The organism is Tardiphaga sp. (assembly GCF_041424195.1).
Taxonomy (GTDB): domain Bacteria; phylum Pseudomonadota; class Alphaproteobacteria; order Rhizobiales; family Xanthobacteraceae; genus Tardiphaga.
In genome coordinates this window covers 87,080-109,917 of record NZ_JBGMOE010000047.1, presented here as the reverse complement: position 1 = coordinate 109,917, position 22,838 = coordinate 87,080, and the positions used below count along the sequence as shown (strand labels likewise).

Genomic DNA, 22,838 nt, shown 5'->3' with positions numbered 1-22,838 from the left:
CACGAACAATTGGTAGAGCAACGGGAGACATCAATGCCTGAGATCACGATCAACCTGGCCGCCGGCCGTACCGACGAGCAGAAGAAGGGCATGATGCTCGACATCACCCAGGCGCTGGTGAAGAACCTCGGCGTCGATGCCGAAGCCGTCACGATCCAGATCAACGAAGCGCAGCACAACAACAAGATGAAGGGTGGCAAGACCTTCATCGAGCGCTATGCCGCAGCCGCTGCGGCAAAGAAGTAAGCCTCTATCCAAACACTGCAATATTCTGACGGCTGGCCATGATTGGCTGGCCGTTTCGATTCCAAAGCGTCATCGCCTGGCTCGAGTAACCGTGGGCGATCTGTTCGGCGACGTTGTGGATCAGCCACCAGCCGTCGTCGGTGGCGATCTCGTCGGTGAGCATGTCGATCGACCAGGTCATGGTTGAGATCGGCGATGGTGCAGTTGAGCGCGCGGAGGCAGCCGGTGGCGGCGCATCGGCCAATGCGAGCAGCGGGACCAGCGAAGGTCGAATGCCTTGTTCGCGAAGCCGCAGCCACAGCATCATTTGCGGATCCTCACTGCCGCTGAACGGTGGCGATCCGCTTACGAAGCGGCCTTCGAGATGTTGCACGAAGCTCAGGGCTGGCGGCGCGCTGCGGAAGAAGTCCGGGCAGGTCTCGGGCGCCTTCAAATCCGGTGTGCCGATCGCAACATGCGAAAATGCCGATTTGCGTGCAGCGCCAAAACAGAACATGGCGCGGGTCGCGAGGCCTGCTTCGCCGACAAGATCGACGCTGGCGAACAGGGTCGATTTGCCCTTGCGCAGCAGGCTCGGTTTCAACAGCAATTGACCGGAGGCGGGGCCGATAAAGGCGATCTGTGCCGAACGCAGTGGCGGCACGTCGCCGAATTCGTTCAGCGCGGCCTGCATGCACAGGGCTGCTGCGAGGCCGCCATAGACGGTGCGGCCCTGCAGCCAGTCTTCGCTGACGCCAACGGTCCAGCCATCGCCGGACTTGGCCATGCCGGCCATCAATGCTGTGAATTCGGTCATTGCGCGATCCTATGTTTCCTGTCGCTGGCGTCATGGCGCGCCATTGGGATGATTAGCATCATCTATAGCGATCATCGCGGCGATGGGAAACGTCCGGCAACGGCTATGCCGTTACCTGGATCGCATGCCCTTCATCTTCTCCATGTCCTTGACATTCATCTTCATGCCGCCAGGCATCATGATGTCGCCGGGCTTCTGGTCCGGCTTGCAGGCGCCGAGCCATCTCGCCTCCAGCTGCGTGGTGCTGTCGCCCGCATTGGCCTTGGCGCCGCCCGAACTTTGCGACGTGATCTTCATCGTATAGGCGGAATTGAAATCGCCGGTGATCTCGGCATGCGACGTGCTGGTGGTGCCGCCGATGTTACAGACCGAATCCGTGACATAGCCGGTGGCGGTCTTCTTCATTTCGTTCTTCGAACACATGTCCTTCGCCATCGGCGAGAAGGTGGTGTTCATGAACTTGTCGGTGGTCTCATCGGTGCAGTGCTGCATGGTCATGCCGGGCATTCCGGCACTGCCTTGCATCTTCATTTCCCAAAGCCCGGCCTTGCGTGCCGGCAACTCGATGGGATCGGCGATGGCGGACATCGTCCACAGCACCGCCGCCGCGCTCAAGACTGGAACATTCAACAATGAAAAACAGCGTCTCATCATGCCTGGTTCTCCCCAAGCCGATGAGACGCCGTGTCACGCCAAAAGGTTCAGTCGCGAACGGAGAAGCTCAGTAGCGAACGCGCAGCGGGCGGTCCGAGGCGCCGTAGGGCACCCAGCGGCAGGCGAACGAGACGTAGGCGCCATATTCCTGCGGTGCGCTCAGGAATTTCACGACCTTGCCGTAACGCGCGCAATGGTCGATCGCCAGGGCGCGAATATCGGTCTGGCTGATCAGGGATGTGGAGATGATGCCGCCGGTGTCATTGCCCTTGAATGGCGGCACCCAGTCGGCCTGGGCCGCGCTGCTCACGATCGCACCGCTCAGGCCTGCAGCCAAAATCGCCAACCGAATCATTCGCATTACCGTCTCCATCGTCGTTGCGGGCACCTTAGAGGGCATCGGCGGCCCTGAAAAGAACGCCGGCGGGGTTCTGACAGAGTTGTGCGCAGGGTGTTGCCGTGCTGCACTTGACCCTGCACGGGCTTCGCGGCACGTTCCGGGAACAATCATTAGACGGCGGATTCCCCATGCGCGATCTCATCTCATCCTGGAAGAAAGCCGTCCTGGCTGCCGTTGCCGGCGCCGTTCTCGGGCTTATGACCCTGGCTCCGGGCGCACAGGCTGCGAACCTGCTGGAGCTGAACTTCTGGCTGTCCGGGCCGAACTACGAGGGCCGTCTGGCGGATTGCGAAGCCGGTCTCTCGACGATTTCGTCCCAGTTCCAGGACAAGGAAAGCACCTTCTGGAATTCGGCGCTGCAGATCACCGGCTTCAGCCGTGTCCATGAGACGGCCTTCCGCCCCTGGACCTCCGACAACATTCCGCGCCGCTACTGCACCGCCGACGCGATGCTGACCGATGGCAAGACGCGCCAGGTGCATTACTCGATCGTCGAGGACGGCGGCTTTGCCGGTTACGGCCAGGGCGTGGAATGGTGTGTCGTCGGCCTCGACCGCGACTGGGCCTATAACCCGCGTTGCCGGGCCGCGAAGCACTAAGCTTCGTTTGCCGATCCAACCCATTTTGTTCTTGAATTGTTCTTGATGCCTGATTAGGTTTGCCCTTCTCAGGGGTGGGGCGCGTCATGTTTCAGGCATTTCGACTGGTCATTTCACTCGGGTTTTTGGCGCTCGCGGCGCTAAGCGTCGATCCGGCCTCCGCCCAGGACCGCCGGCAGAATGCGCCCGGCGAATTCGATTTCTACGTGCTGTCGCTGTCATGGTCGCCGAGTTTCTGCGAGGCGGCTCAGGAGCGCGGCGGCAACAACCGCTCGGCCCAGATGCAATGCGGCGGCCGGCCTTACTCTTTCGTGGTTCATGGCCTGTGGCCGCAATACGACCGTGGCTTCCCGAATTATTGCGAGCGTCCATCGCCCCGGCTGGCGCGCAATATCATGACATCCATGCTCGACCTGATGCCGGCGCCCGGCCTGATCTTCAATGAGTGGGACAAGCACGGCACCTGCTCCGGCCTCGGTCAGCGCGGCTATTTCGAAGCCATCCGCAAGGCGCGCGCCGGCGTCAAAATTCCCGACGAATTTCTCGATCTGCAGCAGACCAAGACAATTTCGCCGGACGCTATCGAGGAAGCCTTCATCAAGGTCAATCCGGGCCTCAGCAATTCGGCCATCGCCGTGACCTGCGATCGTAACCGCCTGAGCGAGGTCCGGGTCTGCATGAGCAAGGATCTCCAGTTCCGCGCCTGCGAGGAGATCGATCGCCGCGCCTGCCGCCGCGATCAGGTGGTGATGCCGCCGATGCGGGGCGGCTAGCCGGCGCGGATTCCGCAGAAGTGGGTGCCGTTTTGCGGCCGGAATACGCACAGATCAACGTCTAAGCTTTTGCGGTGTGAGCCATCGTAGCGTACTGCTGGCGCATGAATTATCGCCACGCCTTCCACGCCGGCAACTTTGCCGACGTCATCAAGCATATCGTGCTGGTCCGCATCCTGACCCATCTGCAGGAGAAGCCGGCGCCGTTCCGCGTCATCGACAGCCACGCCGGCGCCGGACTCTATGACCTGACCGGCGACGAAGCCACGCGGTCCGGTGAATGGACGACCGGTATCGCGCGCGCCCTGCAGGCCCGGTTCAGCGAGGCCAGTGCGCCGCTGGTCGCGCCCTATCTCGACATCGTCCGGTCGTTCAATGCGCCGCGCGAGCTCAAGGCCTATCCCGGCTCGCCGCTGATTGCGCGCGCCTTGATGCGGCCCCAGGACAGTATGGTCTGCTGCGAAGTCGAGCCGCAGGCGCGCAAGAAGCTCATTTCATCCTTGCGCAGGGACGAGCAGGCGCGCGTGGTCGATATCGACGGCTGGGTAGGTCTGCCGGCCTTCTTGCCGCCGAAGGAGCGCCGCGGCGTGGTGCTGATTGACCCGCCCTATGAGGACAAGAAAGAGTTCGCACGGCTGGCGGTGACTTTCGAACAGATCTACGCCAAATGGGCGACCGGCATTTATGTGATGTGGTATCCGGCCAAAAGCCGCCGCGCCACCGATGACCTTGCGCAGCACGTCGCGGCGACAGCCGCTGCATCTGCCACGCCCGGTAAATGTCTGCGCCTCGAATTCAGCGTTGCACCGCAAACGGCGGATGGTCCGCTGACCTCGACCGGTCTGCTGATCGTCAATCCGCCGTGGAAGCTTGCCGCCGAGCTCAAGGAAATCCTGCCGCAGCTCGAAAAGCCCCTCGGTCTTGGCGGCGCCGGACGCTTCAGACTCGAAACGGCCAAGCCCTGACGTCGCAGGCTTCGCGGCGAACTACGCAAACTCCGACTATCAAACGGCGCAACCAAAAACGGTAGTCAATCCCGGCGGAACCGTATTAAGCTGGTGGCATTATGACTGGCTTTACGTTCCGCTTCCGCGAATGGTAGCGGCGGAGTGACGTGGCCCAAAGCGATATTGAAACGAGGCCTAGCTTCCGTGGAGTGAATGTCCGGTCGGTCGCGGTGTCCAAGCGCCGTGGCGGAGCATTGCGGGGAGGGACCCGATGGGCATGAGCGGTACGGTCAAGTTTTTCAATGGCGAGCGTGGTTACGGCTTCATCAAGCCGGACGATGGCGGGCGGGACGTGTTTGTGCACATCACCGCAGTCGAACGCGCCGGCCTGAAGGACCTGATCGAAGGGCAGCGGATCACCTTCGAGGTCGAGCCCGACAAGAAGGGCAAGGGCCCCAAAGCGGTCAATCTGGTCATCACAGGATAGCGACGGATCCAGCCTGTGCGTGTTGCCATAAAAAATCCCGGCCGCAGTGCGGCCGGGAGTGGATGGCAATGGTTTCTTGTACCTGGAGGAGATCCGGACGCGAGGCGTCCGGAGCCAAGCTTAGAAGTGGTAGTTCACGCCGATGCGCACGGTGCCGAAGCTGAGCCCGCTGTCGGTGCCGGTGAGCGTGTAGGTGTTCTTGGACAGATCGACATAGAGATATTCGATCTTGGCGGTCCAGTTCTGGTAGATGCCGACTTCGGCACCGACGCCGGCGGTCCAGCCGACCGAGGTCTGGGACTGCTGCAGGCCGCTCTGCTCGGCCTGCAGGCTGCCGAAGGAGAGACCGGCGGTGCCGTAGAGCAGCACGTTGTTGAAGGCGTAGCCGATGCGGCCGCGCGCGGTGCCGAACCAGGGATTCGAGAACTTGTAGGTAGCGAAGCGGTCATCCGCGCCGGTGCCCTGCAGATCGCCTTCGAGACCGAACACGATGTTGCCGCTCTGCCAGTTGTAACCGCCGGTGACGCCGCCGGCGATGCCCGAGGGCTTCGCGCCGGTGTTGGAGACGCTGCCCCATTCATAACCGAGATTGGCGCCGAGATACGGGCCGGCCCAGCTATAGGCATTGAGCGGCTGCGCGACCGTATACGGCGCGCGCGACCGGTAAGGCATGTCCGCCGCATGTGCTGTTGTCGCACCTGCAGCCACGAGGGCGACTGCCGCGAACGCAAACTTACTCATCTCAACTCTCCAAAATACGCGTTACTGCCGGCCCATGAGAGCGCGCTCGGGATCTGGCGAACGAAGTCTTAGGGTTACGGAATTCCATCATTGATCGAGACGATTTATCGAGAGTTTTAGATTAAGCGGTCCTTAACGGCCCTCAGCGCCGCCGTATTGGCGTTAAAAGAGTCTTACTTTTGGCAATTCGCGAATTTCCCGGGCGGGCGGCCAAAATCCTGTGGCTTGCTGCAAAGACCAAGGAAGCCGGCTGTTGCTTGGGCATTTCGGGCACCCGGATGCTGGCGATGGTCCGCCGCAGCGCCTAAATTGGGCTCATGATTCAAGACCCCACCGAGCCGCTGCACGAGACGTCGCCCGAACCCGCGGCAGAGTCAGACACCGATGGCCATGGTTCCGGGCAGGGCATCCCTTCCACCCTGCAGGCGCCACCGGATCTCGAGCCGGAACCCGCGGGGGCCGACGACGAGGAAGATGGCGCGCTCCCGGATACCGGCGACGACGATCTCGGCGAAGCAATCGCTGAAGGTCCGCTGGCGCTCGGCCGCGCGGCGATCGAACATGCGGTGCGCCACGCCCCGACTTCGCCCGGCGTCTACCGGATGCTGAATGCGGCCAATGATGTGCTGTATGTCGGCAAGGCCAAGAACGTGAAAAAGCGGCTGTCGTCCTATGCAAGGCCGACCGGGCAGGTAATGCGCATCGCACGCATGATCGCGGCCACGGTGGTGGTGGAGATCATCTCGACCGCGACCGAGACCGAGGCGCTGCTGCTTGAGGCCAATCTCATCAAGCAGCTGCGCCCGCGCTTCAACGTGCAGCTCCGCGACGACAAGTCCTTTCCGTATATTCTGATCACGGGCGATCACTGGGCCCCCCAGATTCTGAAGCATCGTGGCGCGCAGTCGCGGCCGGGCCGCTATTTCGGTCCATTCGCGTCGGTGGGCGCGGTCAACCGCACCATCACGGCATTGCAGCGCGCGTTCCTGGTGCGGTCGTGCACGGATTCATTTTTCGAGAGCCGCACACGTCCGTGTCTGCTCTATCAAATCCGCCGCTGCTCCGGTCCTTGCACCGGCGAGATCGATTTTCCCGGCTATACCGAACTGGTGCGTGAGGCGAAGGATTTCCTGTCCGGCCGCAGCCGCGCGGTGAAGCAGCTATTGGCCGGCGAAATGGAGAAGGCGTCGGAGGAGCTCGCCTTCGAGCGCGCCGCGCTGTATCGCGACCGCCTGGCAGCGCTGTCTGCCATCCAGTCGCAGCAGGGCATCAATCCGCGCACCGTGGAAGAGGCCGACGTCTTCGCCATCCATCAGGAGGGCGGCTATTCCTGCGTCGAGGTGTTCTTCTTCCGCACCGGCCAGAACTGGGGCAACCGCGCCTACTTCCCCAAGGCCGAGAAATCATACACGCCGGAGGAAGTGCTCGGCTCGTTCCTGGCGCAATTCTACGAGGACAAGCCGCCGCCGAAGATGGTGCTGCTGTCGCATGCCATCGAGGAAAGCGAATTGCTGGCCAGCGCGCTTAGCGTCAAGGCAGGCTTCAAGGTCGAGGTGCTGACACCGCAGCGCGGCGAAAAGAAAGAGTTGGTCATCCACGCGCTGACCAATGCCCGCGAGGCGCTCGGCCGCAAGCTCGCCGACACGGCGACGCAGACGCGTCTGCTGGAAGGCATGTCGAAGATGGCGGGCATGTCGACGGTGCCGAAGCGCATCGAAGTCTATGACAACAGCCATATCCAGGGCACCAATGCGGTCGGCGCGATGATCGTGGCGGGACCGGACGGCTTCATCAAGAACCAGTACCGCAAGTTCAACATCAAGTCCGAAGGGCTCACGCCCGGCGACGACTACGGGATGATGAAGGAGGTGCTGCAGCGTCGTTTCAAGCGGCTGCTGGCGCCGCCGGTCGAGGGCGAGGTGGTCAAGCCGAAAGACGATGACGTGCCGCTCTGGCCGGATCTGGTCATCATCGATGGCGGCCGCGGCCAGCTCAATGCGGTCAAGGAGATCTTCGACGAGCTGAAACTGACCGATGTGACCCTGATGGCGGTGGCCAAGGGGCCGGATCGTGACGCTGGCCGCGAGACCATGTTCATTCCCGGCCGCGAGGCTATCAAGCTGGAGCCGCGTGATCCCGTGCTGTATTTCATCCAGCGGCTGCGCGACGAGGCGCATCGGTTCGTCATTGGATCGCACCGCACACTGCGCAAGAAGGATATCCGCGAAGCCGGATTGCAGGAAATTCCGGGGATCGGCCCAACCCGCAAGCGGGCACTCCTGCACCATTTCGGAACGTTAAAAGAGATCGAGCGGGCCTCCGTAGGCGACCTCGGCAAGGTTCCCGGCATCTCGGCGGAGAGCGCCCGCAAGATTTTCGACTTTTTCCACGCCCAGCCGGGGACCAGGTGACCGGCAAGATAACCGCCAAGATGAACGAGACGTAATCTGGCTGTCGCATGCCCCGGGACAGTTTTGCGGTAAACTAAGCCGCTCCAGCTTCTCTGGCGGTTGACCTCTGCGCTCTGGCAGTATTGGTAAGACGGATGACAGTGACCACGAGACGGGCCGCGAACTCCGCGATGTCCCTGCCAAATATCCTGACCATGGCCCGCATTGCCGCCATTCCGGTGGTGGTCGGCTGCATCTATTCGCAGTCGATCATGGATGGCCCGTTATGGCTGCGCTGGGTCGCGCTGGCCGTCTTTATCGGCGCTGCGGTCACGGATTTTCTCGATGGCTATTACGCCCGGATCTGGAATCAGCAGTCGGCCTTCGGCCGGATGCTTGATCCGATCGCCGACAAGCTGCTGGTGGCGTCTTGCCTGCTGATGCTGGCGGCCGATGGCATCATCCATGGCTGGACCCTGTGGGCGGCCATCGTGATCCTGTGTCGCGAGATTCTGGTCTCCGGCCTGCGCGAATATCTCGCCGCACTCCGGGTCAGCGTCCCGGTCTCCAGGGTGGCGAAGTGGAAGACGACGGCCCAGTTGATCGCCATCGGGTTCTTGCTAGCCGGCGAGGCCGGCGATCAGGTGATCCCGATCACGACACAGCTTGGCCTGCTGCTGCTGTGGATTTCCGCGCTCGTCACCATTTATACAGGCTATGACTATTTCCGCGCCGGCATTCATCACCTCATCGCGGAGGATGCATGAAGATCGTCTACTTCGCCTGGGTGCGCGAGCGAATCGGCAAGGCCGAAGAGACGGTCGAGCCGCCGGCAGCCGTGCGCACGGTCGGCGATCTAATCGGATGGCTGAGTACGCGCGGCGACGAATATGCCTATGCGTTCGAGACGCCTAAAGTGATCCGTGCCGCCATCGACCATAACCATGTACGGCCCGATACCGTCATCGCTGGCGCACGCGAGATTGCATTCTTCCCGCCGATGACCGGCGGCTGATTTCACCAACGACTGCGTTGACCTCATGACTTCGAACGTGACCATCCGCATCCAGCATGCCGATTTCGACGTTTCCAGCGAAATCGGAGCGCTGACGGCGAGCCGTACCGATATCGGCGCGGTGGTCACGTTCAGCGGCATTTGCCGCGGCCAGGAAAACTCAAGTGAGAGTGGCGATGCGACCACGGCGCTGGAGCTGGAGCACTATCCCGGCATGGCCGAAGCGGAGATTGGGCGTCATGCCGACGAGGCGATGACGCGCTGGACGCTGACGGGGCTGACGATCATTCACCGTGTCGGCCGCATTTTGCCCGGCGAGAATATCATGGTGGTGCTGACCGCGTCGGCGCACCGTCAGGCGGCGTTTCAGGCTGCCGAGTTTCTGATGGATTACCTCAAGGCGCATGCTCCGTTCTGGAAGCGCGAGGAAACCGCCGGTGGCAGCAACTGGATTGCTGCGAAGACCGACGATGACGACGCTGCGGCGCGCTGGGATAAATGATGGCCAGGAAGATTGTGAAAAAGACCGCGAAGAAAGTGGTCAGGAAATCCGCGAGCAAGGCTTCTGCAAAGGCAAAGACCTCGGTGAAGAGGATCGCGACTGCAACCCTGCCGAAGGTGGCGCCGGGCGAACTCGCGACGCTGCTCGATTATGTGCGCTATGCGACCAGCCGCTTCATCGAGGCGAGGCTCGCTTTTGCGCACGGTACGACGGATCCCGTGGCCGAAGCCGCCTTCATCGTCTGCGAAGTCCTGCATCTGCATCCCGACCAGTTCGAGAATTTCGCCATGGCGCGGGTCACTGCGGCCGAAGGCAAGCAGATCCTCGATATCATTCATCGCCGCGTGACGACGCGCAAACCGGCGGCCTATCTGGTCAACAAGATCTATATGCGTGGCCTGCCGTTCTATGTGGACGAGCGCACCATCGTGCCGCGTTCCTTCATTGGTGAATTGCTGGATTCGCATTTCAGCGGTGACGACGGCGAGGGCGGCTCGCTGATCGACGATCCCATGGAAATCGAAAGCGTGCTGGATCTCTGCACCGGCTCAGGCTGTATCGCGATCCTGGCGAGCCAGTCTTTCCCCAATGCGCAGGTCGATGCCGTTGATCTGTCGCCCGCAGCGCTCGCCGTCGCCATGCGCAATGTCATTGATTACGGGCTCGATGAGCGTTTGACGCTTTACAAGGGTGATCTGTTCGAACCGCTCGGCGACACCCGCTACGATCTCATCATCACCAATCCGCCTTACGTCGATGCGCAGGGCATGGCCGATCTGCCCGACGAATGCCTGGCGGAACCCGCAATGGCCTTCGATGGCGGCGATGACGGGCTCGATATCGTCAGGAAGATCATTGAACAGGCTGGCGATCACCTGAACCCGCATGGCGGTCTGCTCTGCGAAATCGGTCGCGGCCGCGCCAATGTCGATGAAGCCTTTCCCGATCTGCCACTGATCTGGCTGGACACCGAAGACTCCGAAGGCGAGGTGTTCTGGGTGTCCGCTGCTGCGCTGCAAGGTCGCGGCGCCAGCTAGGTCCGGCGTCTGGCCAAACACCCTCGTAGCGTTTATCACGGCATCTTCACGCGCATTTTGATGTGTGAATGTCCGACATCGTTGCCGGACGGATTTTGACGCGACATCCCTTGCAGCCGCGTCACTCAAATCGACAAGGATTCCATGCTGCTGGCTGTCGGTCAGAAGGCTTTGACGCGCGATCTGTGGCTCGCCGAATTGCGGGCGACGCTGGCGCTCGGCTGGCCGCTGGTGCTGACGAATCTGGCGCAGATCGCGCTCACGACGACTGACGTCATCATACTCGGCCGCGTGAGCGCGGAGGCTTTGGCTGCGTCGGCGCTCGGCGTGAATGTCTATCTCGCCATTCTGATATTTGCCATCGGCCTCGTCACGGCGACGTCACCGATGATGGCGGAGGCTATCGGCCGCAAGCTGCATGCGGTGCGCGATGTCCGGCGAACGTTTCGGCAGGGTTTGTGGACGGCGCTGATTGTCTCGGTGCCGGCATGGATTGTTTTCTGGCATACAGAAGCCATCCTGTTGCTATTCGGTCAACAGGTGCAGGCGGCTGCCGATGCGCAGGCATTCATGCATATGCTGCAGTGGGGCTTTCTGCCTGCGCTCGGCTTCATCGTATTGCGCTCCTTCGTCGCCGCTGTGCAGCGCCCGCTCTGGGCGCTGGTGGTGACAGGCGCGACCATTCTGTTCAATGCGGCGGCCAACTGGGTGCTGGTGTTCGGCCATCTCGGATTTCCGGAGATGGGTTTGCGCGGCTCGGGTCTCGCGACCACTCTGTCGAACGTCTTTCTGTTTGCGGTCTTTGCTCTCGTTGTCGCATGGCATCCGAAGTTCCGGCGCTACCATCTGTTCGGCAACTGGTGGCGCGCCGATTGGCCGCGCCTCGCGAAACTATGGCGCATCGGCCTGCCGATTGGCGCAACGCTCGCATTCGAGATTACCGTCTTCAATGCGGCGGTGTTCCTGATGGGGCAGTTTGGAACGGCCGCCATTGCGGCGCATGCGATTGCGATCCAGATCGCATCGATCTCCTTCATGGTACCGATGGGGCTAAGCCAGGCTGCAACCGTCCGCGTTGGATTGGCCAAAGGCGCCTTGGACCGCGACGGGATCACGCGGGCTGGGTGGACAGCATTCGGCCTTGCGGTGGCATTCATGGCGTCGATGAGCATGTTGTTGCTGGCTGCGCCGCGGCTCCTGATTGGCGCCTTCATCGATCTGAGCAATCCCGCCAATGCCGTCGTCATCGACACGGCGATGTCGTTTCTGTTTTGCGCGGCGGTGTTCCAGATTGCGGATGGCGCGCAGTCGGTGGCTGCGGGGATGCTGCGTGGATTGCAGGATACGCGCATGCCGATGATCTTTGCCGCATTGGGCTATTGGGGCTTCGGCATGGGACTCAGCCTGCTGTTCGCATTCAAGCTGGGCTTTGGCGGCGTTGGCATCTGGATCGGACTGGCCGCAGGTCTTGCCGTGGTGGCGCCGGTCATGCTCTGGCGCTGGACGAGGCGCGAGCAACTCGGGCTCGTGCCGACGACTTGGGCCAAATAGAAATGCCGCAGCCTCGAAAGGCTGCGGCATTTGTCGCCTTGAAGCGCCTGCGCTTACAGAACCTTGCGGATCCAGTTATGCGGGTCGGGTGCGCGGCCGTACTGAATGTCGACCAGCTGTTTGCGCAGTCCCATCGTGACGGGACCAGCCGCGCCGCCATTGATGGTAAAATCACCGCTCGCAGAGCGCACCTGGCCGATGGGCGAGATGACCGCCGCCGTGCCGCAGGCAAAGGCCTCCTTCAGCTTGCCGCTGGCAGCGTCGGCACGCCACTGGTCGAGCGTGTAGGCCTCTTCGCGCACCTGCGTGCCCTTGTCCTTCGCCAGTGCGATGATCGAATCGCGCGTGATGCCTGGCAGGATCGTGCCGAGCGGCGGCGTCAGCAGTGAACCGTCCTCGAACACGAAGAAGATGTTCATGCCGCCAAGTTCTTCGATGTAGCGGCGCTCGACCGCATCCAGGAACACGACCTGATCGCAGCCGTGATCGCTGGCTTCCGCCTGCGCGCGCAGGCTCGCGGCGTAGTTGCCACCGCATTTGACGGCGCCGGTGCCGCCGATCGCAGCGCGCGTGTAGTTCTCCGACACCCAGATCGACACGGGGGCGGGTCCGCCCTTGAAATAGGAGCCCACCGGCGAGGCGATAACAGCGAAGATATATTCCGCGGACGGCTTCACGCCGAGGAAGACCTCACTCGCGACCATGAAGGGGCGCAGGTAGAGGCTGCCTTCGCCTGATGGAATCCAGGCCCGGTCGATGCGCACGAGTTGCTCGACCGCTTCGATGAACACGGCTTCGGGCAGCGGGGCCATGGCCATGCGATCGGCCGAATTCCGGAAACGCCTTGCATTGGCATCGGGACGGAACAGATTGACGCCGCCGTCCTCACGCACATAGGCCTTGAGCCCTTCGAAAATCTCCTGCGCGTAATGCAGGACGGCCGCTGCGGGATCGAGCGGGAAATTCGCGCGGGATTCGACGCGCGCGCCATGCCAGCCGTCGGTCTGATTATAGCGGACGATGGCCATATGGTCGGTGAAAACCCGGCCGAAGCCCGGATCCCTGAGCTTTGCCGCGCGGTCTGCCTCGGACACCGCATTCGCTGCGGGCTGCACGTCGAACTTCAGCCAGGTCGCGCCATCGACTTTATCGAACGAAATTCCCATGACCTTACTCCTGGCTTACGGCGCGGCGGCTAGCGGCGGCGTTAATGTTCTACGTCAAGTCCGGACCCACGGCAAAAGCGTTTCCGGCCCCGGTGGATGTCCCAGGACAGGCTTTAGCGCCATGCCGAAGTCCGGTATGGTTCTCAGATCGGTCCTATTGGACCATGCGGCGAGAGTTCTAATATTTCGTCGCGATGGTCAGTTTTGTAAGATTGAACCCAAGATATGTCAATATGGTTGACGTAAATTCTAAGGACGCGGTTTCCCGATCGCTTGAGACGATCCAGCGGCAATCCAGCGGCGATCCTGCGAAACAGCCCCGCTGGGACATCATCGAGCTGTTGTTCTTTGCCTATCGTGACTTCGTGGGCGATCCCGATGATGTGCTCGACCAGTTCGGCTTCGGGCGTGCCCATCACCGCGTCGTTCACTTCGTGCATCGCTATCCCGGCCTGAAGGTTGCCGATCTGCTCGATGTCCTGCGCATCACGAAGCAGTCGCTGGGCCGTGTCCTCAAGCAATTGCTCGATGAAGGGTATATCGTGCAGAAATCCGGCGAGGCCGACCGGCGGCAGCGGCTTCTTTTCGCCACTGCCAAAGGCGAAGCTCTGGTCGCGCAGCTCGCGGGTTTGCAGACCGATCGCATCAACCGCGCGCTGAAGGATTTTACGCCGGTCGAAGTTGAAGCGATCGGGAGTTTTCTCTCGGCAATGATCGACCGCAATGATCCCGACAAGGTGCTGCAGGTCATCTTGAGCCAGGGATCCGCAAAAACTGACGGCAGGACGAACAAGACATGACGTTAGCTCAGGCCGCCAAACGAATGCCGGTGCCATTGGCCGACGATGCGCCGCATCTGCTCCTGGTCGATGACGACCGCCGTATTCGCGATCTCCTCTCGCGCTTTCTCTCCGGCGAAGGCTATCGCGTCACCACGGCGCCGAGTGCCAAGGAAGCGCGCGCCAAGCTGCTCGGGCTGCATTTCGATCTCCTGATCCTCGATGTGATGATGCCAGGCGAGACCGGCTTCGAGCTCGCACGCTTCATTCGGACGGCCTCGGCCGTGCCGATCATCATGCTGACGGCGCGGCACGAGGCGGAAAGCCGGATCGAGGGATTGCAGATCGGCGCGGATGATTATGTTGCCAAGCCGTTCGAGCCGCGTGAATTGGTGCTGCGCATCGCAAATATTCTGAAGCGCAGTGCGCCGGTGCCGGTCGAACGCGCGGAGTCTCTGCAGTTCGGGCCCTATGTGTATCACCTCGCGCGCGGTGAGCTGCGCCAGGGCGACGAGATCATCCATCTCACCGACCGTGAGCGTGACATGCTGCGCGTGCTGGCCGCAGCGTCCGGCGAGACCGTGCCGCGCGGCGAACTCACGGGTGGCGGCGGCACCGTGAACGAGCGTGCGGTGGACGTGCAGATCAATCGCCTGCGCCGCAAGATCGAGACCGATCCGGCCAATCCGCTGTTTCTGCAGGCCGTGCGTGGCATCGGCTATCGCCTCGTCGCATCGCCATAGTCCATGAAGTTTGCGCGATGAGCACGCTCGACACCGGCATCACCATCCTCCGCTCGGCGGCAGGCCGCGTCTCCGCGGCACACAGTCTGATGGGCCGGCGCTTCAAGAGCGTGATGCCCACGGGGCTCTATGCCCGCACGCTGCTGATCATGATCGTGCCGATGGTGCTGCTGCAGTCGGTGGTGGCCTTCGTCTTCATGGAGCGGCACTGGAACACGGTGACGCGCCGCCTGTCGCAGGCCGTGGTGCAGGACATCGCAACACTGATCGACGTCTACAAGGTCTATCCGCAGGACAAGGACCGCACGCAGATCAAGGCCATCGCACAGCAGCGCCTTGGCCTCGTGGTGGATTTCCTGCCGCTCGGTGACATGCCGCCGCCCGGTCCGAAGCCGTTCTTCTCGCTGCTTGATCAGGCGCTGTCCGTCCAGATCGGTCGGCAGATCACACGGCCGTTCTGGATCGACACCGTTGGGCGCTCCAATCTGGTGGAAATCCGCATCCAGCTCGATGACGCCGTGATGCGTGTCTTTGCCCAGCGCAGCGCAGCCTATGCGTCGAATTCCGAAATCTTCCTGTTCTGGATGGTGGGGACCTCCTCAATCCTGCTGATCGTCGCGATCCTGTTCCTGCGTAACCAGATCCGTCCGATCCTCAAACTGGCTGACGCCGCCGAGAGTTTCGGCAAAGGCCGCGAGGCGCCGAATTTTCGGCCGCGCGGCGCACGCGAGGTCCGTCGTGCCGCCAATGCCTTTATCGAGATGAAGGCGCGTATCGAACGCGCGATGGAGCAGCGCACCGCCATGTTGGCCGGCGTCTCGCACGATCTGCGCACCATCCTGACGCGCTTCAAGCTCGAACTGGCGCTGATCGAGGACGGTCCGGAAGTCGATGGCATGCGCAAGGATATCGACGAGATGTCCGGCATGCTCGAGGCCTATCTCGCCTTCGCGCGCGGCGACAGCGGTGAGCAGGCGCAGCCGACCGACATGGCTGCGGCGCTGGAAGAATTGCGCAGCGATGCCGAGCGCAACGGCCACAAGGCGACGGTCACGTTTCATGGCTTGCCGATCGTCACGGTGAAGCCGGCGGCATTCAAGCGTTGCCTCGGCAATCTCGTTTCGAACGCGGCGCGCCACGCCAATGACATCGCCATCACCGGCCATCGCGACCATCGCTATCTGACGGTGACTGTCGATGACGACGGCCCCGGCATTCCCGCCGATATGCGCGAGGAAGTGTTCAAGCCGTTCCTGCGGCTCGACGATGCGCGCAATCAGGATGAAGGTGGCACAGGCCTTGGCCTCGCCATCGCCCGCGATATCGCGCGCTCCCATGGCGGCGATATCACGCTGATGGATAGTCCGATGGGCGGACTGCGTGCGGTGGTCCGGGTGCCGGTGTAATTACTTCGCGAGTTCTTTCGACCGCGCGGTTGCCGCAGCGATGGCGCGCGTCAGCAGTGGTTCGAAACCATCGTCGGCCATCAGGACACCGAGAGCCGCTGCAGTGGTGCCGCCGGGCGAGGTGACGTTCTTGCGGAGCGTTGCCGCGTCGAGATCGGACCGGCGCAGGAGTTCGCCGGAGCCGGACACGGTCTCGCGTGCGAGCTTCATCGCGAGCTCAGATGGAAGACCCGCAGCAACGCCGGCGCGAGCCATTTCTTCGGCCAGCAGGAACACATAAGCGGGGCCCGAGCCGGAGACGGCCGTGACGGCGTCGATCAGGCTCTCGTCCTCGACCCATTCCACCGATCCGGTGGCACGCAACAGCGCGTCGGTCAGGCCGCGTTGCTCCTGCGATACGTCGCTCGCGGCAACCGCCACGGTGATGCCGCGGCCGATGGCGGCCGGCGTGTTCGGCATCGCGCGCACCACCTTGCCGCCGCAGGTTTTGACGATGCCGGCGATGGTCGTGCCGGCCATGATCGAGACCACCAGCGACGATCCGGCGATCGCACGCAAGGTCGGGCCGACCTCGGCGAACATCTGCGGCTTCACAGCAAGAACGAGCGCGGCAACAGCGCCAATGTCCTTCACATCCGGATTGAGGCGGACGCCCTTTGCCGCGAGCGCCTTGATCTCGTCGGAGACATACGGGTCGATCACAACGGCGCGCTTGGGATCGAGGCCGCCGGCGATCCAGCCGGTCAGCATCGCGCCGCCCATCTTGCCGGCGCCCGCCAGCACAATATGGCCGTCGATGGTGTTGAGCGCGCGTGAGGGTGTCGGAGAGGTCATCGCAAAATCCCGGCTGTCAGAACGGCCGGGACCATAACATTGCGGGGCGGGCTGCACAGCCTGAACCGGTCTAGATGAGGCTCTTTTTCAGGAAGTAGCGCGGGCCGCCGCGCGGATAGTCGGGGATTTCGCCGAACACCTCATAGCCTTGCTTCTCGTAGAAGCTGCGCGCCTGAAACCAGTAGGTATCGAGCCAAAGCCCGATGCAGCCGCGCTCACGCGCGATCTCTTCCGCCTTGGCGAGGACTTTCGAGCCGATGTCCTGGCCGCGAAACTGTTCGGGCACGACGAACAGCTCGACGAAGCACCAGTTAAACGCCGTCTTGCCCCAGATGCCGCCGATCGGCTCGCCGGTCGCGGGATCGTGGATCAGGATCGAGAGCGGCTGGTAATTGTTGGGGCCAACGGTCTTGGTATTGTAGGCCAGCAACGCATTTGCGACCACCAGCCGTTCGGCCTCGCCGGGCGCATCCGGCACGGTGATGACCGGCGCGTCGGTCATGCTTCGCCGGCAGTGTCGAACATCGCAGCAGACATCGCTTCGGCTGCGGTCTTGCCGGCCCACACCACGAACTGCAATGCCGGATAGTAGCGCTCGCAGGAATGGATCGCCGAAACCAGCATCGCTTCGCATTGCGCGCTCGTCGCGGTGAGGCCGTCGGGCAGCACCAGTGCCTGCCGGTACATCACCATGCCTGAGTGAGTCCAGATATCGAAATGACCGACCCACATCTGTTCGTTGATCATGGCGATCAGCCGCTGCACTTCGGCGCGGCGTGCAGGCGGAATCTTCATGTCGAAGGCGCAAGCCAGATGCAGCGCCTCGATCTCATTCATCCAGGTGAAAGAGAGCTGGTAATCGATCCAGTCACCTTTGGAAACAATTGTGACTTCGTCTTCGCCGGAGCGCTCGAACGCCCAGTTATGATCGGCGGCAATATCCTCGACAACCGCGAGTGGGTTGAGCCGTGAATCGATAGTACCTTCGAGGAGTGACATGCCGTCGCGACCTTGCTCTTGAAATGTGATGATGCAAACAGCTGGCCGGTACGCGAAAATGTCGGAGCGTCGCTGCAGGCTGCAAGTTCTATTCGTCCAGACCTTGCGAGTTTGAAGTGATGTGATTTGCTGAATCTGCGCAACGGCACCACGAATCCATCCACAGACAAACCGGCGCTCATCCACAGGTCATCTCGTCGCAATGAGAACAAACCGGAATCGGATTCCCGGATCGCGAGTCTGTGCGGTGCGCCCTCGCGTGCCGCGAGTCCGGTTGGGGTGGTAACTATTGATTCTGCCGCAGGGGCTGTAAGCTTTCTCGGTCTCGCAGGAGGCCTGTCGGGCTCCGATACAGCCTTGTGGATGGCCTTGCTGGGCTGGTTCGGTTTCGGCATAGTTTGGCTGTAACGAAAGTATCAGGCCATGAACGACACAACGTCCGAGTCACCCGCTGCCCAGCAGCACCCGCGCTTTGCCAAGCCCCAGCGCGTCGCCTTTGTGCAGTCGTCCTGGCATCGCGACATCGTTGCGCCCTGCTGGGAGTCGTTTCTGAGCGAGATCGAGGCACGTCATATCAGCCCGTCACAGGTCGACCTGTTCGAAGTGCCCGGCTCGTTCGAGATTCCGCTGCATGTGCAGGTGCTGGCCAAGACGCGGCGCTACACGGCGATCGTCGCGGCCGGCCTTGTGGTCGACAGCGGCACCCGCGGCTTCGTGGCGGACACGGTCATCCGCGCCCTGATGGACGTGCAGTTGCGTACCGAGATCCCGGTGTTCTCGGCCGTGACGGCGCCCGAGGATTTCCATGAGACGGAAGAGCGTGCGGCATTCTTCCGCAAGCACTTCGCGGAGAGTGGCCTCAAGGTTGCCGCAGCCTGCGCCGAGACGCTGCTCAGTCTGGAGCGTCTGCGCGGGCAGGTGGCGGCGGGGATCGTGTAGAAGCGCGAGCCTTAGTCGAACAGGCTCGATACGGACTCTTCCGATGCGGTGCGTCCGATCGCTTCGGCGATCAGCGAGGCAACCGAGAGCACGCGGATATTCTTCGAATTGGCCACGGCCTCGGTCGGCTGGATCGAGTCGGTGATGACAAGTTCCTTGAGCCTGGAATTGGCGATGCGCGCGGCGGCGCCGCCGGACAGCACGCCATGGGTGAGGTAGGCGGAAACTTCCTTGGCGCCGTATTTGAGTAGCGCGTCGGCAGCGTTCACCAGCGTGCCGCCGGAGTCGACGATGTCGTCGATCAGGATGCAGGTGTAGCCGGCGACGTCGCCGATCACGTTCATCACCTCGGATTCACCGGGGCGTTCGCGGCGCTTGTCGACGATGGCGAGCGGGGCGTTGATGCGCTTGGCAAGGCCGCGGGCACGGGCGACGCCGCCGACGTCGGGCGACACCACCATCACATTGGCGAGATCGAACTTGTCCTTGATGTCGCGCACCATCAGCGGCGAGGCGTAGAGGTTGTCGGTCGGGATATCGAAGAAGCCCTGGATCTGTCCGGCATGCAGGTCGAGCGTCATGACGCGGTCGGCGCCGGCATGGGTGATCATGTTGGCGACCAGCTTGGCCGAGATCGGGGTGCGGCCACCGGCCTTGCGATCCTGGCGGGCGTAGCCGAAATAGGGGATCACCGCGGTGATGCGGCGCGCGGAAGCGCGGCGTAGCGCATCGGTGATGATCAGCAATTCCATCAGATGGTCGTTGGTCGGGAACGACGTGGATTGAAGAATGAAGACGTCGGACCCGCGGACGTTTTCCTGGATCTCGACAAAGATTTCCATGTCGGCGAAGCGCCGGACGCTGGCCTTGGTCAGCGGGATATTCAGCGCGGTCGCGATTTCCTGCGCAAGGGCAGGATTGGAATTACCGGCGACCAGTTTGATCGAACCGTTCTTGGCCGACATCGACGCGTCTCCCCGCGGCTTGGTGGATACAACGTTCAGCATATCGGATTACCCACAAGAACTCGTCTAGTTGAGCGAGGTGATATCAAGGTCGACGGTCCGCTGGCAACCCGTGGCGCGCTGTTTTCCTGCGTAAAAACGGGCCTCTGCTTAACGTGAGCTGAAGTCAGCGCGTCTCGGCAAATGCGGTGGCCTGCACGGGCAATTCATCAGTGCTTGCGATGGCGGGTCCGTTGCCACGTAACACCGGGGCCGGCTCCTGATCGCCGGGCATGGTCCCGTTGATCATACCATTGAGACCAGTGAGCCCCGCTTGCGCGATCCGCCGCAGGACAAGGTCGTCAGCCGCGGCCCAGGCGTCGCGTCCGCCCTTGCCAGCCTGTTCCTCGCCACTCAGGCGCAAAGCGCGATTCTGGTCGCGGTCATAGACGTCCCAGACCCAGGCGATCGAGGTTTGACCGCCGCGAACCTGGGCCGCGAGATAGCTACGGACCCGGAAAGCAGCGCTGTCCTTGCGCGATACAACCGCGAGGTTGCGCAGGCGCGCTTCACTATCCAAAAGGTTGACCATCCGGTCGAACACCTGCGGCGGCGGCCCGTCTATGGACTCGAATGCGACTGTAGCGCCTGTCGGGCTGGAAAGGCTGGCCTGCGCATTCACGGCGCCGCCCGAATTGGGGACATTGGCGCAGCCGGCAAGCCCGAACGCTACGGTCAGCGACAGCGCAGCCTGGATCAGGCGCGATCTGGCTCGATCGGTCGTAAGGGCAGAAAATCGCATAGGGCGTCCCGACTTCCGTCCGTTTGCCGCATGCGGCGCCGGACAGGTCGAGCGATATCGTTAAAATGCGTTAAGGTCTAGGGCAGCATGGCCACGGGTCTTTCCAGGGTGACCGAAACGGTCACTGCTCCCCGACAATTCGCGTTCAGTTTGAGGCAGTTCGGCCGCGTTAAGGATAACGATGCGTTAACGCCCAGGTTAGCGTTCGAGAACGATGGCGTGGATCTGGCGGCCGTAATCCGGCTCTTTCCGATGCACAGACCGGCGATAGCTGAACAGGTTCTCGTCGGGATAGGTGTCGATGCCGGTGTCGTCGATGATGGCAATACCGGCCCGCTCCAGCCGCGTCCGGATGAAGCCGCCGAGGTCGAACATGGAATGTCCGGCGCGGACCGAGGGAATGAAGAACCGGGTAAAACCGGCATCGGACTGCGTGAAGCGCTCGACGAATTCGGCGCCGACCTCATAGCTTGGCTGGCGGATCAGCGGGCCGATCGCGACCACAATGTCGGAACGGTCGGCACCAAGTTTCTCCATTTCGGAAATAGTGGTTTCGAGCACGCCGGTGAGAGCGCCCTTCCAGCCGGCATGAGCGGCACCAATGACGCGCGCCTTGGGATCGGCAAACAGCACCGGTCCGCAATCGGCCGTCGTGACGCCGAGCGCCAGGCCCTCGACCTTCGTCACCATCGCATCGACGCGCGGGCGCGAATCTCCATCCCACGGTGCCGTGGCGACGGCGACATCGGGTGAGTGCACCTGATAGGCGGTGAGGAAATGCAGGGGGGCGACGCCCATCTCCGCCGCCATGCGCCGGCGGTTCTCCGCCACATGCGCGGGATCGTCATGCGATCCGAGCCCGCCATTGAGGCCGGCATAGATGCCTTCGGAGACGCCGCCTTCGCGCGTGAAGAAAGCATGGCGCAGGCCGGGAATGGCTGACAGCAAGGGCGATGTGAACGTCATGATGTCGGGGCCTCGATGCCGGTGTCGTCGCTCAGTGCCACCAGCGTGTCGATATTGGGATCGGAGATGCCGACCACCTTGAACATCGAGCCCATGCCGCCGCGGCCGCTGTCGATCAGGCGTTTCAGTGCGCCCGAGACGGTTTCGGAAACTTCCGGCGTGGCCTTGGCCATCAGGGTCAGCGCGCGCGTCTCGATGCCGAGGCGCTTGAGGAATTCGCCTTGCGTCACCGGCCCGTGGACGCGGGCGCCGACATCTTCTGCCGCGCGGCCGAGCGCCTGGAAATCCACATGTGCGGTGATGTCGGCCTGACCGGGATTCTTCAGCGGGTCGGCGTAGCTGTGCTGCGCGATGGCCTGCAGGGTGTCGCCGGCGTCGCTGCGCATATGGCCGTAGTCGATAACGAGGGCCGCGCCGCCTTCGTCGCGGACGCGGCTGGCAATCTTCATCATCTCGGTATCGGGGCGCCATTCGAACACCGCGCCGACAGGGGCTGCGCGCGCCAGCGGGGGCAGCAGCACGTCGAAGCGCGGCAGCGGATCGGTTGACGCGCTGAACATCAGCTGTCCATTGCTGTCGATATCCACCATGCGCTCGTGCCAGCCGCTTTCACGCTTCACGGCCTGATGGATCGGCAGCACATCGAAATATTCATTGGCGAGGATGATCGACGGCCCCGCGGGGACGGTTTCGATACTGTCGTGCCAGGTGACGTTGCGGGCGCCGGACAGCGTTGCCTTCTGCTTTTCGCGTAGTACGGGATTGATCTCGACGAGATGCACATTCAACGCCTGATACAGCGGCGGCAGCACGCGCAGTGCACGTAACGCGTCGGCCATCATGGTGCCGCGTCCGGGGCCAAGCTCGATCAGGTGCACAAAAGGTGGCGCGCCCATGGCCCGCCAGACCGAAGCCGACCACAGGCCGAGCAGCTCGCCGAACATCTGGCTGACTTCCGGCGATGTCGTGAAGTCGCCCTCGCGGCCCAGCGGATCGCGTGAAATGTAGTAGCCGTGTTGCGGATGGGTCAGGCAGAGCTGCATGTAGCGCCACACCGGCATCGGTCCGGTCGACTTGATCAGGCGCTTGATTTCATCCAGCAGCGGCGATTGTTCGGTCACA

The 22,838-nt window shown here is 62.5% G+C and carries 27 protein-coding genes; 15 read left to right on the top strand and 12 right to left on the bottom strand.

Annotated features, from left to right (window positions below; genetic code table 11):
- Positions 1 to 9 precede the first annotated feature (9 nt).
- Entirely contained in the window at positions 10 to 246 is a 237-nt protein-coding gene (locus ACEK02_RS07795; protein ID WP_371421218.1) for a 4-oxalocrotonate tautomerase family protein, read from the top strand.
- 4 nt (positions 247 to 250) lie between these two features.
- Here ACEK02_RS07795 and ACEK02_RS07790 read toward each other — a convergent pair whose 3' ends face one another.
- The 3 genes from ACEK02_RS07790 to ACEK02_RS07780 form a co-directional block, all read right to left on the bottom strand.
- A complete protein-coding gene (locus tag ACEK02_RS07790; protein ID WP_371421217.1) occupies positions 251 to 1,042 on the bottom strand; it encodes a thioesterase family protein in 792 nt (263 codons plus the stop codon).
- A 111-nt stretch (positions 1,043 to 1,153) separates the two neighbouring features.
- A complete protein-coding gene (locus ACEK02_RS07785) occupies positions 1,154 to 1,693 on the bottom strand; it encodes a DUF3617 domain-containing protein (protein ID WP_371421231.1) in 540 nt (179 codons plus the stop codon).
- Positions 1,694 to 1,763: 70 nt separating this feature from the next.
- Positions 1,764 to 2,057 (bottom strand): hypothetical protein, encoded by a 294-nt coding sequence (locus ACEK02_RS07780; protein ID WP_371421216.1) that lies wholly within the window; start codon positions 2,055 to 2,057, stop codon positions 1,764 to 1,766.
- 167 nt (positions 2,058 to 2,224) lie between these two features.
- Here ACEK02_RS07780 and ACEK02_RS07775 point away from each other — a divergent pair, with 167 nt between their 5' ends.
- The 4 genes from ACEK02_RS07775 to ACEK02_RS07760 all read left to right on the top strand — a co-directional run bounded on the left by ACEK02_RS07775 (position 2,225) and on the right by ACEK02_RS07760 (position 4,902).
- Positions 2,225 to 2,695: a hypothetical protein gene (locus ACEK02_RS07775; RefSeq protein WP_371421215.1), complete on the top strand. Its 471-nt coding sequence runs from the start codon at positions 2,225 to 2,227 to the stop codon at positions 2,693 to 2,695.
- Between the two features lie 86 nt (positions 2,696 to 2,781).
- The gene (locus ACEK02_RS07770; protein ID WP_371421214.1) at positions 2,782 to 3,468 is read left to right on the top strand and encodes a ribonuclease T; all 687 of its coding nucleotides are present in this window, start codon (positions 2,782 to 2,784) and stop codon (positions 3,466 to 3,468) included.
- 104 nt (positions 3,469 to 3,572) lie between these two features.
- Positions 3,573 to 4,433 (top strand): 23S rRNA (adenine(2030)-N(6))-methyltransferase RlmJ, encoded by an 861-nt coding sequence (locus ACEK02_RS07765; RefSeq protein ID WP_371421213.1) that lies wholly within the window; start codon positions 3,573 to 3,575, stop codon positions 4,431 to 4,433.
- A 253-nt stretch (positions 4,434 to 4,686) separates the two neighbouring features.
- Positions 4,687 to 4,902, top strand: a complete 216-nt coding sequence (locus ACEK02_RS07760; RefSeq protein ID WP_068731145.1) for a cold-shock protein — start codon at positions 4,687 to 4,689, stop codon at positions 4,900 to 4,902.
- Positions 4,903 to 5,022: 120 nt separating this feature from the next.
- Here the strand turns inward: ACEK02_RS07760 and ACEK02_RS07755 are convergent, their stop codons facing one another.
- Positions 5,023 to 5,643 (bottom strand): outer membrane protein, encoded by a 621-nt coding sequence (locus ACEK02_RS07755; RefSeq protein WP_371421212.1) that lies wholly within the window; start codon positions 5,641 to 5,643, stop codon positions 5,023 to 5,025.
- 317 nt (positions 5,644 to 5,960) lie between these two features.
- Between ACEK02_RS07755 and uvrC the strand changes: the two genes are divergently transcribed.
- The 6 genes from uvrC (at position 5,961) to ACEK02_RS07725 (ending at position 12,138) form a co-directional block, all read left to right on the top strand.
- Complete coding sequence (uvrC, locus tag ACEK02_RS07750; protein WP_371421211.1) at positions 5,961 to 8,054, top strand: excinuclease ABC subunit UvrC; 2,094 nt, start codon at positions 5,961 to 5,963, stop codon at positions 8,052 to 8,054.
- A gap of 134 nt (positions 8,055 to 8,188) precedes the next feature.
- Positions 8,189 to 8,800: a CDP-diacylglycerol--glycerol-3-phosphate 3-phosphatidyltransferase gene (gene pgsA / locus ACEK02_RS07745; RefSeq protein WP_089261825.1), complete on the top strand. Its 612-nt coding sequence runs from the start codon at positions 8,189 to 8,191 to the stop codon at positions 8,798 to 8,800.
- Entirely contained in the window at positions 8,797 to 9,048 is a 252-nt protein-coding gene (gene moaD / locus ACEK02_RS07740; protein WP_371421210.1) for a molybdopterin converting factor subunit 1, read from the top strand. Before pgsA ends, moaD begins: the two co-directional genes overlap by 4 nt.
- Positions 9,049 to 9,073: 25 nt before the next feature.
- Entirely contained in the window at positions 9,074 to 9,550 is a 477-nt protein-coding gene (locus ACEK02_RS07735) for a molybdenum cofactor biosynthesis protein MoaE (RefSeq protein WP_371421209.1), read from the top strand.
- Complete coding sequence (prmB, locus tag ACEK02_RS07730) at positions 9,550 to 10,587, top strand: 50S ribosomal protein L3 N(5)-glutamine methyltransferase (RefSeq protein WP_371421208.1); 1,038 nt, start codon at positions 9,550 to 9,552, stop codon at positions 10,585 to 10,587. Before ACEK02_RS07735 ends, prmB begins: the two co-directional genes overlap by 1 nt.
- Before the next feature lie 144 nt (positions 10,588 to 10,731).
- On the top strand, positions 10,732 to 12,138 hold the full coding sequence (locus ACEK02_RS07725; RefSeq protein WP_371421207.1) for an MATE family efflux transporter: 1,407 nt from the start codon (positions 10,732 to 10,734) through the stop codon (positions 12,136 to 12,138).
- Positions 12,139 to 12,191: 53 nt separating this feature from the next.
- On the opposite strand, the gene ACEK02_RS07720 is transcribed toward ACEK02_RS07725, so the two are convergent.
- Positions 12,192 to 13,304, bottom strand: a complete 1,113-nt coding sequence (locus ACEK02_RS07720) for a branched-chain amino acid aminotransferase (protein WP_371421206.1) — start codon at positions 13,302 to 13,304, stop codon at positions 12,192 to 12,194.
- A 233-nt stretch (positions 13,305 to 13,537) separates the two neighbouring features.
- On the opposite strand from ACEK02_RS07720, the gene ACEK02_RS07715 reads away from it, so the two are divergent.
- From ACEK02_RS07715 to ACEK02_RS07705, 3 genes are read left to right on the top strand one after another with little or no spacing between them, the layout of a single operon-like run.
- Positions 13,538 to 14,104 (top strand): MarR family winged helix-turn-helix transcriptional regulator, encoded by a 567-nt coding sequence (locus ACEK02_RS07715; protein ID WP_371421205.1) that lies wholly within the window; start codon positions 13,538 to 13,540, stop codon positions 14,102 to 14,104.
- A complete protein-coding gene (locus ACEK02_RS07710; RefSeq protein ID WP_371421204.1) occupies positions 14,101 to 14,826 on the top strand; it encodes a response regulator in 726 nt (241 codons plus the stop codon). The genes ACEK02_RS07715 and ACEK02_RS07710 overlap by 4 nt, the downstream gene beginning before the upstream one ends.
- A gap of 17 nt (positions 14,827 to 14,843) precedes the next feature.
- Positions 14,844 to 16,232, top strand: a complete 1,389-nt coding sequence (locus tag ACEK02_RS07705) for an ATP-binding protein (RefSeq protein WP_371421203.1) — start codon at positions 14,844 to 14,846, stop codon at positions 16,230 to 16,232.
- On the opposite strand, the gene proC is transcribed toward ACEK02_RS07705, so the two are convergent.
- From proC to ACEK02_RS07690, 3 genes are all read right to left on the bottom strand, one after another.
- Positions 16,233 to 17,066 (bottom strand): pyrroline-5-carboxylate reductase, encoded by an 834-nt coding sequence (proC, locus tag ACEK02_RS07700; RefSeq protein WP_371421202.1) that lies wholly within the window; start codon positions 17,064 to 17,066, stop codon positions 16,233 to 16,235.
- Positions 17,067 to 17,136: 70 nt separating this feature from the next.
- On the bottom strand, positions 17,137 to 17,568 hold the full coding sequence (locus tag ACEK02_RS07695) for a GNAT family N-acetyltransferase (RefSeq protein WP_371421201.1): 432 nt from the start codon (positions 17,566 to 17,568) through the stop codon (positions 17,137 to 17,139).
- On the bottom strand, positions 17,565 to 18,065 hold the full coding sequence (locus ACEK02_RS07690) for a YbjN domain-containing protein (protein WP_371421230.1): 501 nt from the start codon (positions 18,063 to 18,065) through the stop codon (positions 17,565 to 17,567). The genes ACEK02_RS07695 and ACEK02_RS07690 overlap by 4 nt, the downstream gene beginning before the upstream one ends.
- A 423-nt stretch (positions 18,066 to 18,488) precedes the next feature.
- Here ACEK02_RS07690 and ACEK02_RS07685 point away from each other — a divergent pair, with 423 nt between their 5' ends.
- Positions 18,489 to 19,004 (top strand): 6,7-dimethyl-8-ribityllumazine synthase, encoded by a 516-nt coding sequence (locus ACEK02_RS07685; RefSeq protein WP_371421200.1) that lies wholly within the window; start codon positions 18,489 to 18,491, stop codon positions 19,002 to 19,004.
- 11 nt (positions 19,005 to 19,015) lie between these two features.
- Here ACEK02_RS07685 and ACEK02_RS07680 read toward each other — a convergent pair whose 3' ends face one another.
- The 4 genes from ACEK02_RS07680 to ACEK02_RS07665 all read right to left on the bottom strand — a co-directional run bounded on the left by ACEK02_RS07680 (position 19,016) and on the right by ACEK02_RS07665 (position 22,837).
- Positions 19,016 to 19,969 (bottom strand): ribose-phosphate pyrophosphokinase, encoded by a 954-nt coding sequence (locus tag ACEK02_RS07680; protein ID WP_371421229.1) that lies wholly within the window; start codon positions 19,967 to 19,969, stop codon positions 19,016 to 19,018.
- Between the two features lie 166 nt (positions 19,970 to 20,135).
- Positions 20,136 to 20,750 (bottom strand): hypothetical protein, encoded by a 615-nt coding sequence (locus ACEK02_RS07675; RefSeq protein WP_371421199.1) that lies wholly within the window; start codon positions 20,748 to 20,750, stop codon positions 20,136 to 20,138.
- 198 nt (positions 20,751 to 20,948) lie between these two features.
- Positions 20,949 to 21,716 carry a peptidoglycan editing factor PgeF gene (gene pgeF / locus ACEK02_RS07670; RefSeq protein WP_371421198.1) on the bottom strand — a complete coding sequence of 256 codons (768 nt, stop codon included), beginning with the start codon at positions 21,714 to 21,716 and terminating at the stop codon, positions 20,949 to 20,951.
- A complete protein-coding gene (locus ACEK02_RS07665; protein ID WP_371421197.1) occupies positions 21,713 to 22,837 on the bottom strand; it encodes a class I SAM-dependent methyltransferase in 1,125 nt (374 codons plus the stop codon). The genes pgeF and ACEK02_RS07665 overlap by 4 nt, the downstream gene beginning before the upstream one ends.
- Position 22,838: the final 1 nt, after the last annotated feature.

What these genes read in the sequence shown, in the direction of transcription:
- pgeF (WP_371421198.1), bottom strand. Translation starts at nt 21,716, where the DNA reads ATGACGTTCACATCGCCCTTGCTGTCAGCCATTCCCGGCCTGCGCCAT.
- uvrC (WP_371421211.1), top strand. Translation starts at nt 5,961, where the DNA reads ATGATTCAAGACCCCACCGAGCCGCTGCACGAGACGTCGCCCGAACCC.
- ACEK02_RS07710 (WP_371421204.1), top strand. Translation starts at nt 14,101, where the DNA reads ATGACGTTAGCTCAGGCCGCCAAACGAATGCCGGTGCCATTGGCCGAC.
- pgsA (WP_089261825.1), top strand. Translation starts at nt 8,189, where the DNA reads ATGACAGTGACCACGAGACGGGCCGCGAACTCCGCGATGTCCCTGCCA.
- ACEK02_RS07765 (WP_371421213.1), top strand. Translation starts at nt 3,573, where the DNA reads ATGAATTATCGCCACGCCTTCCACGCCGGCAACTTTGCCGACGTCATC.
- ACEK02_RS07785 (WP_371421231.1), bottom strand. Translation starts at nt 1,693, where the DNA reads ATGAGACGCTGTTTTTCATTGTTGAATGTTCCAGTCTTGAGCGCGGCG.
- ACEK02_RS07760 (WP_068731145.1), top strand. Translation starts at nt 4,687, where the DNA reads ATGGGCATGAGCGGTACGGTCAAGTTTTTCAATGGCGAGCGTGGTTAC.
- ACEK02_RS07775 (WP_371421215.1), top strand. Translation starts at nt 2,225, where the DNA reads ATGCGCGATCTCATCTCATCCTGGAAGAAAGCCGTCCTGGCTGCCGTT.
- ACEK02_RS07720 (WP_371421206.1), bottom strand. Translation starts at nt 13,304, where the DNA reads ATGGGAATTTCGTTCGATAAAGTCGATGGCGCGACCTGGCTGAAGTTC.
- ACEK02_RS07790 (WP_371421217.1), bottom strand. Translation starts at nt 1,042, where the DNA reads ATGACCGAATTCACAGCATTGATGGCCGGCATGGCCAAGTCCGGCGAT.
- ACEK02_RS07690 (WP_371421230.1), bottom strand. Translation starts at nt 18,065, where the DNA reads ATGTCACTCCTCGAAGGTACTATCGATTCACGGCTCAACCCACTCGCG.
- moaD (WP_371421210.1), top strand. Translation starts at nt 8,797, where the DNA reads ATGAAGATCGTCTACTTCGCCTGGGTGCGCGAGCGAATCGGCAAGGCC.
- ACEK02_RS07715 (WP_371421205.1), top strand. Translation starts at nt 13,538, where the DNA reads ATGGTTGACGTAAATTCTAAGGACGCGGTTTCCCGATCGCTTGAGACG.
- ACEK02_RS07695 (WP_371421201.1), bottom strand. Translation starts at nt 17,568, where the DNA reads ATGACCGACGCGCCGGTCATCACCGTGCCGGATGCGCCCGGCGAGGCC.
- ACEK02_RS07680 (WP_371421229.1), bottom strand. Translation starts at nt 19,969, where the DNA reads ATGTCGGCCAAGAACGGTTCGATCAAACTGGTCGCCGGTAATTCCAAT.
- ACEK02_RS07675 (WP_371421199.1), bottom strand. Translation starts at nt 20,750, where the DNA reads ATGCGATTTTCTGCCCTTACGACCGATCGAGCCAGATCGCGCCTGATC.
- ACEK02_RS07705 (WP_371421203.1), top strand. Translation starts at nt 14,844, where the DNA reads ATGAGCACGCTCGACACCGGCATCACCATCCTCCGCTCGGCGGCAGGC.
- proC (WP_371421202.1), bottom strand. Translation starts at nt 17,066, where the DNA reads ATGACCTCTCCGACACCCTCACGCGCGCTCAACACCATCGACGGCCAT.
- ACEK02_RS07735 (WP_371421209.1), top strand. Translation starts at nt 9,074, where the DNA reads ATGACTTCGAACGTGACCATCCGCATCCAGCATGCCGATTTCGACGTT.
- prmB (WP_371421208.1), top strand. Translation starts at nt 9,550, where the DNA reads ATGGCCAGGAAGATTGTGAAAAAGACCGCGAAGAAAGTGGTCAGGAAA.
- ACEK02_RS07780 (WP_371421216.1), bottom strand. Translation starts at nt 2,057, where the DNA reads ATGCGAATGATTCGGTTGGCGATTTTGGCTGCAGGCCTGAGCGGTGCG.
- ACEK02_RS07770 (WP_371421214.1), top strand. Translation starts at nt 2,782, where the DNA reads ATGTTTCAGGCATTTCGACTGGTCATTTCACTCGGGTTTTTGGCGCTC.
- ACEK02_RS07725 (WP_371421207.1), top strand. Translation starts at nt 10,732, where the DNA reads ATGCTGCTGGCTGTCGGTCAGAAGGCTTTGACGCGCGATCTGTGGCTC.
- ACEK02_RS07685 (WP_371421200.1), top strand. Translation starts at nt 18,489, where the DNA reads ATGAACGACACAACGTCCGAGTCACCCGCTGCCCAGCAGCACCCGCGC.
- ACEK02_RS07755 (WP_371421212.1), bottom strand. Translation starts at nt 5,643, where the DNA reads ATGAGTAAGTTTGCGTTCGCGGCAGTCGCCCTCGTGGCTGCAGGTGCG.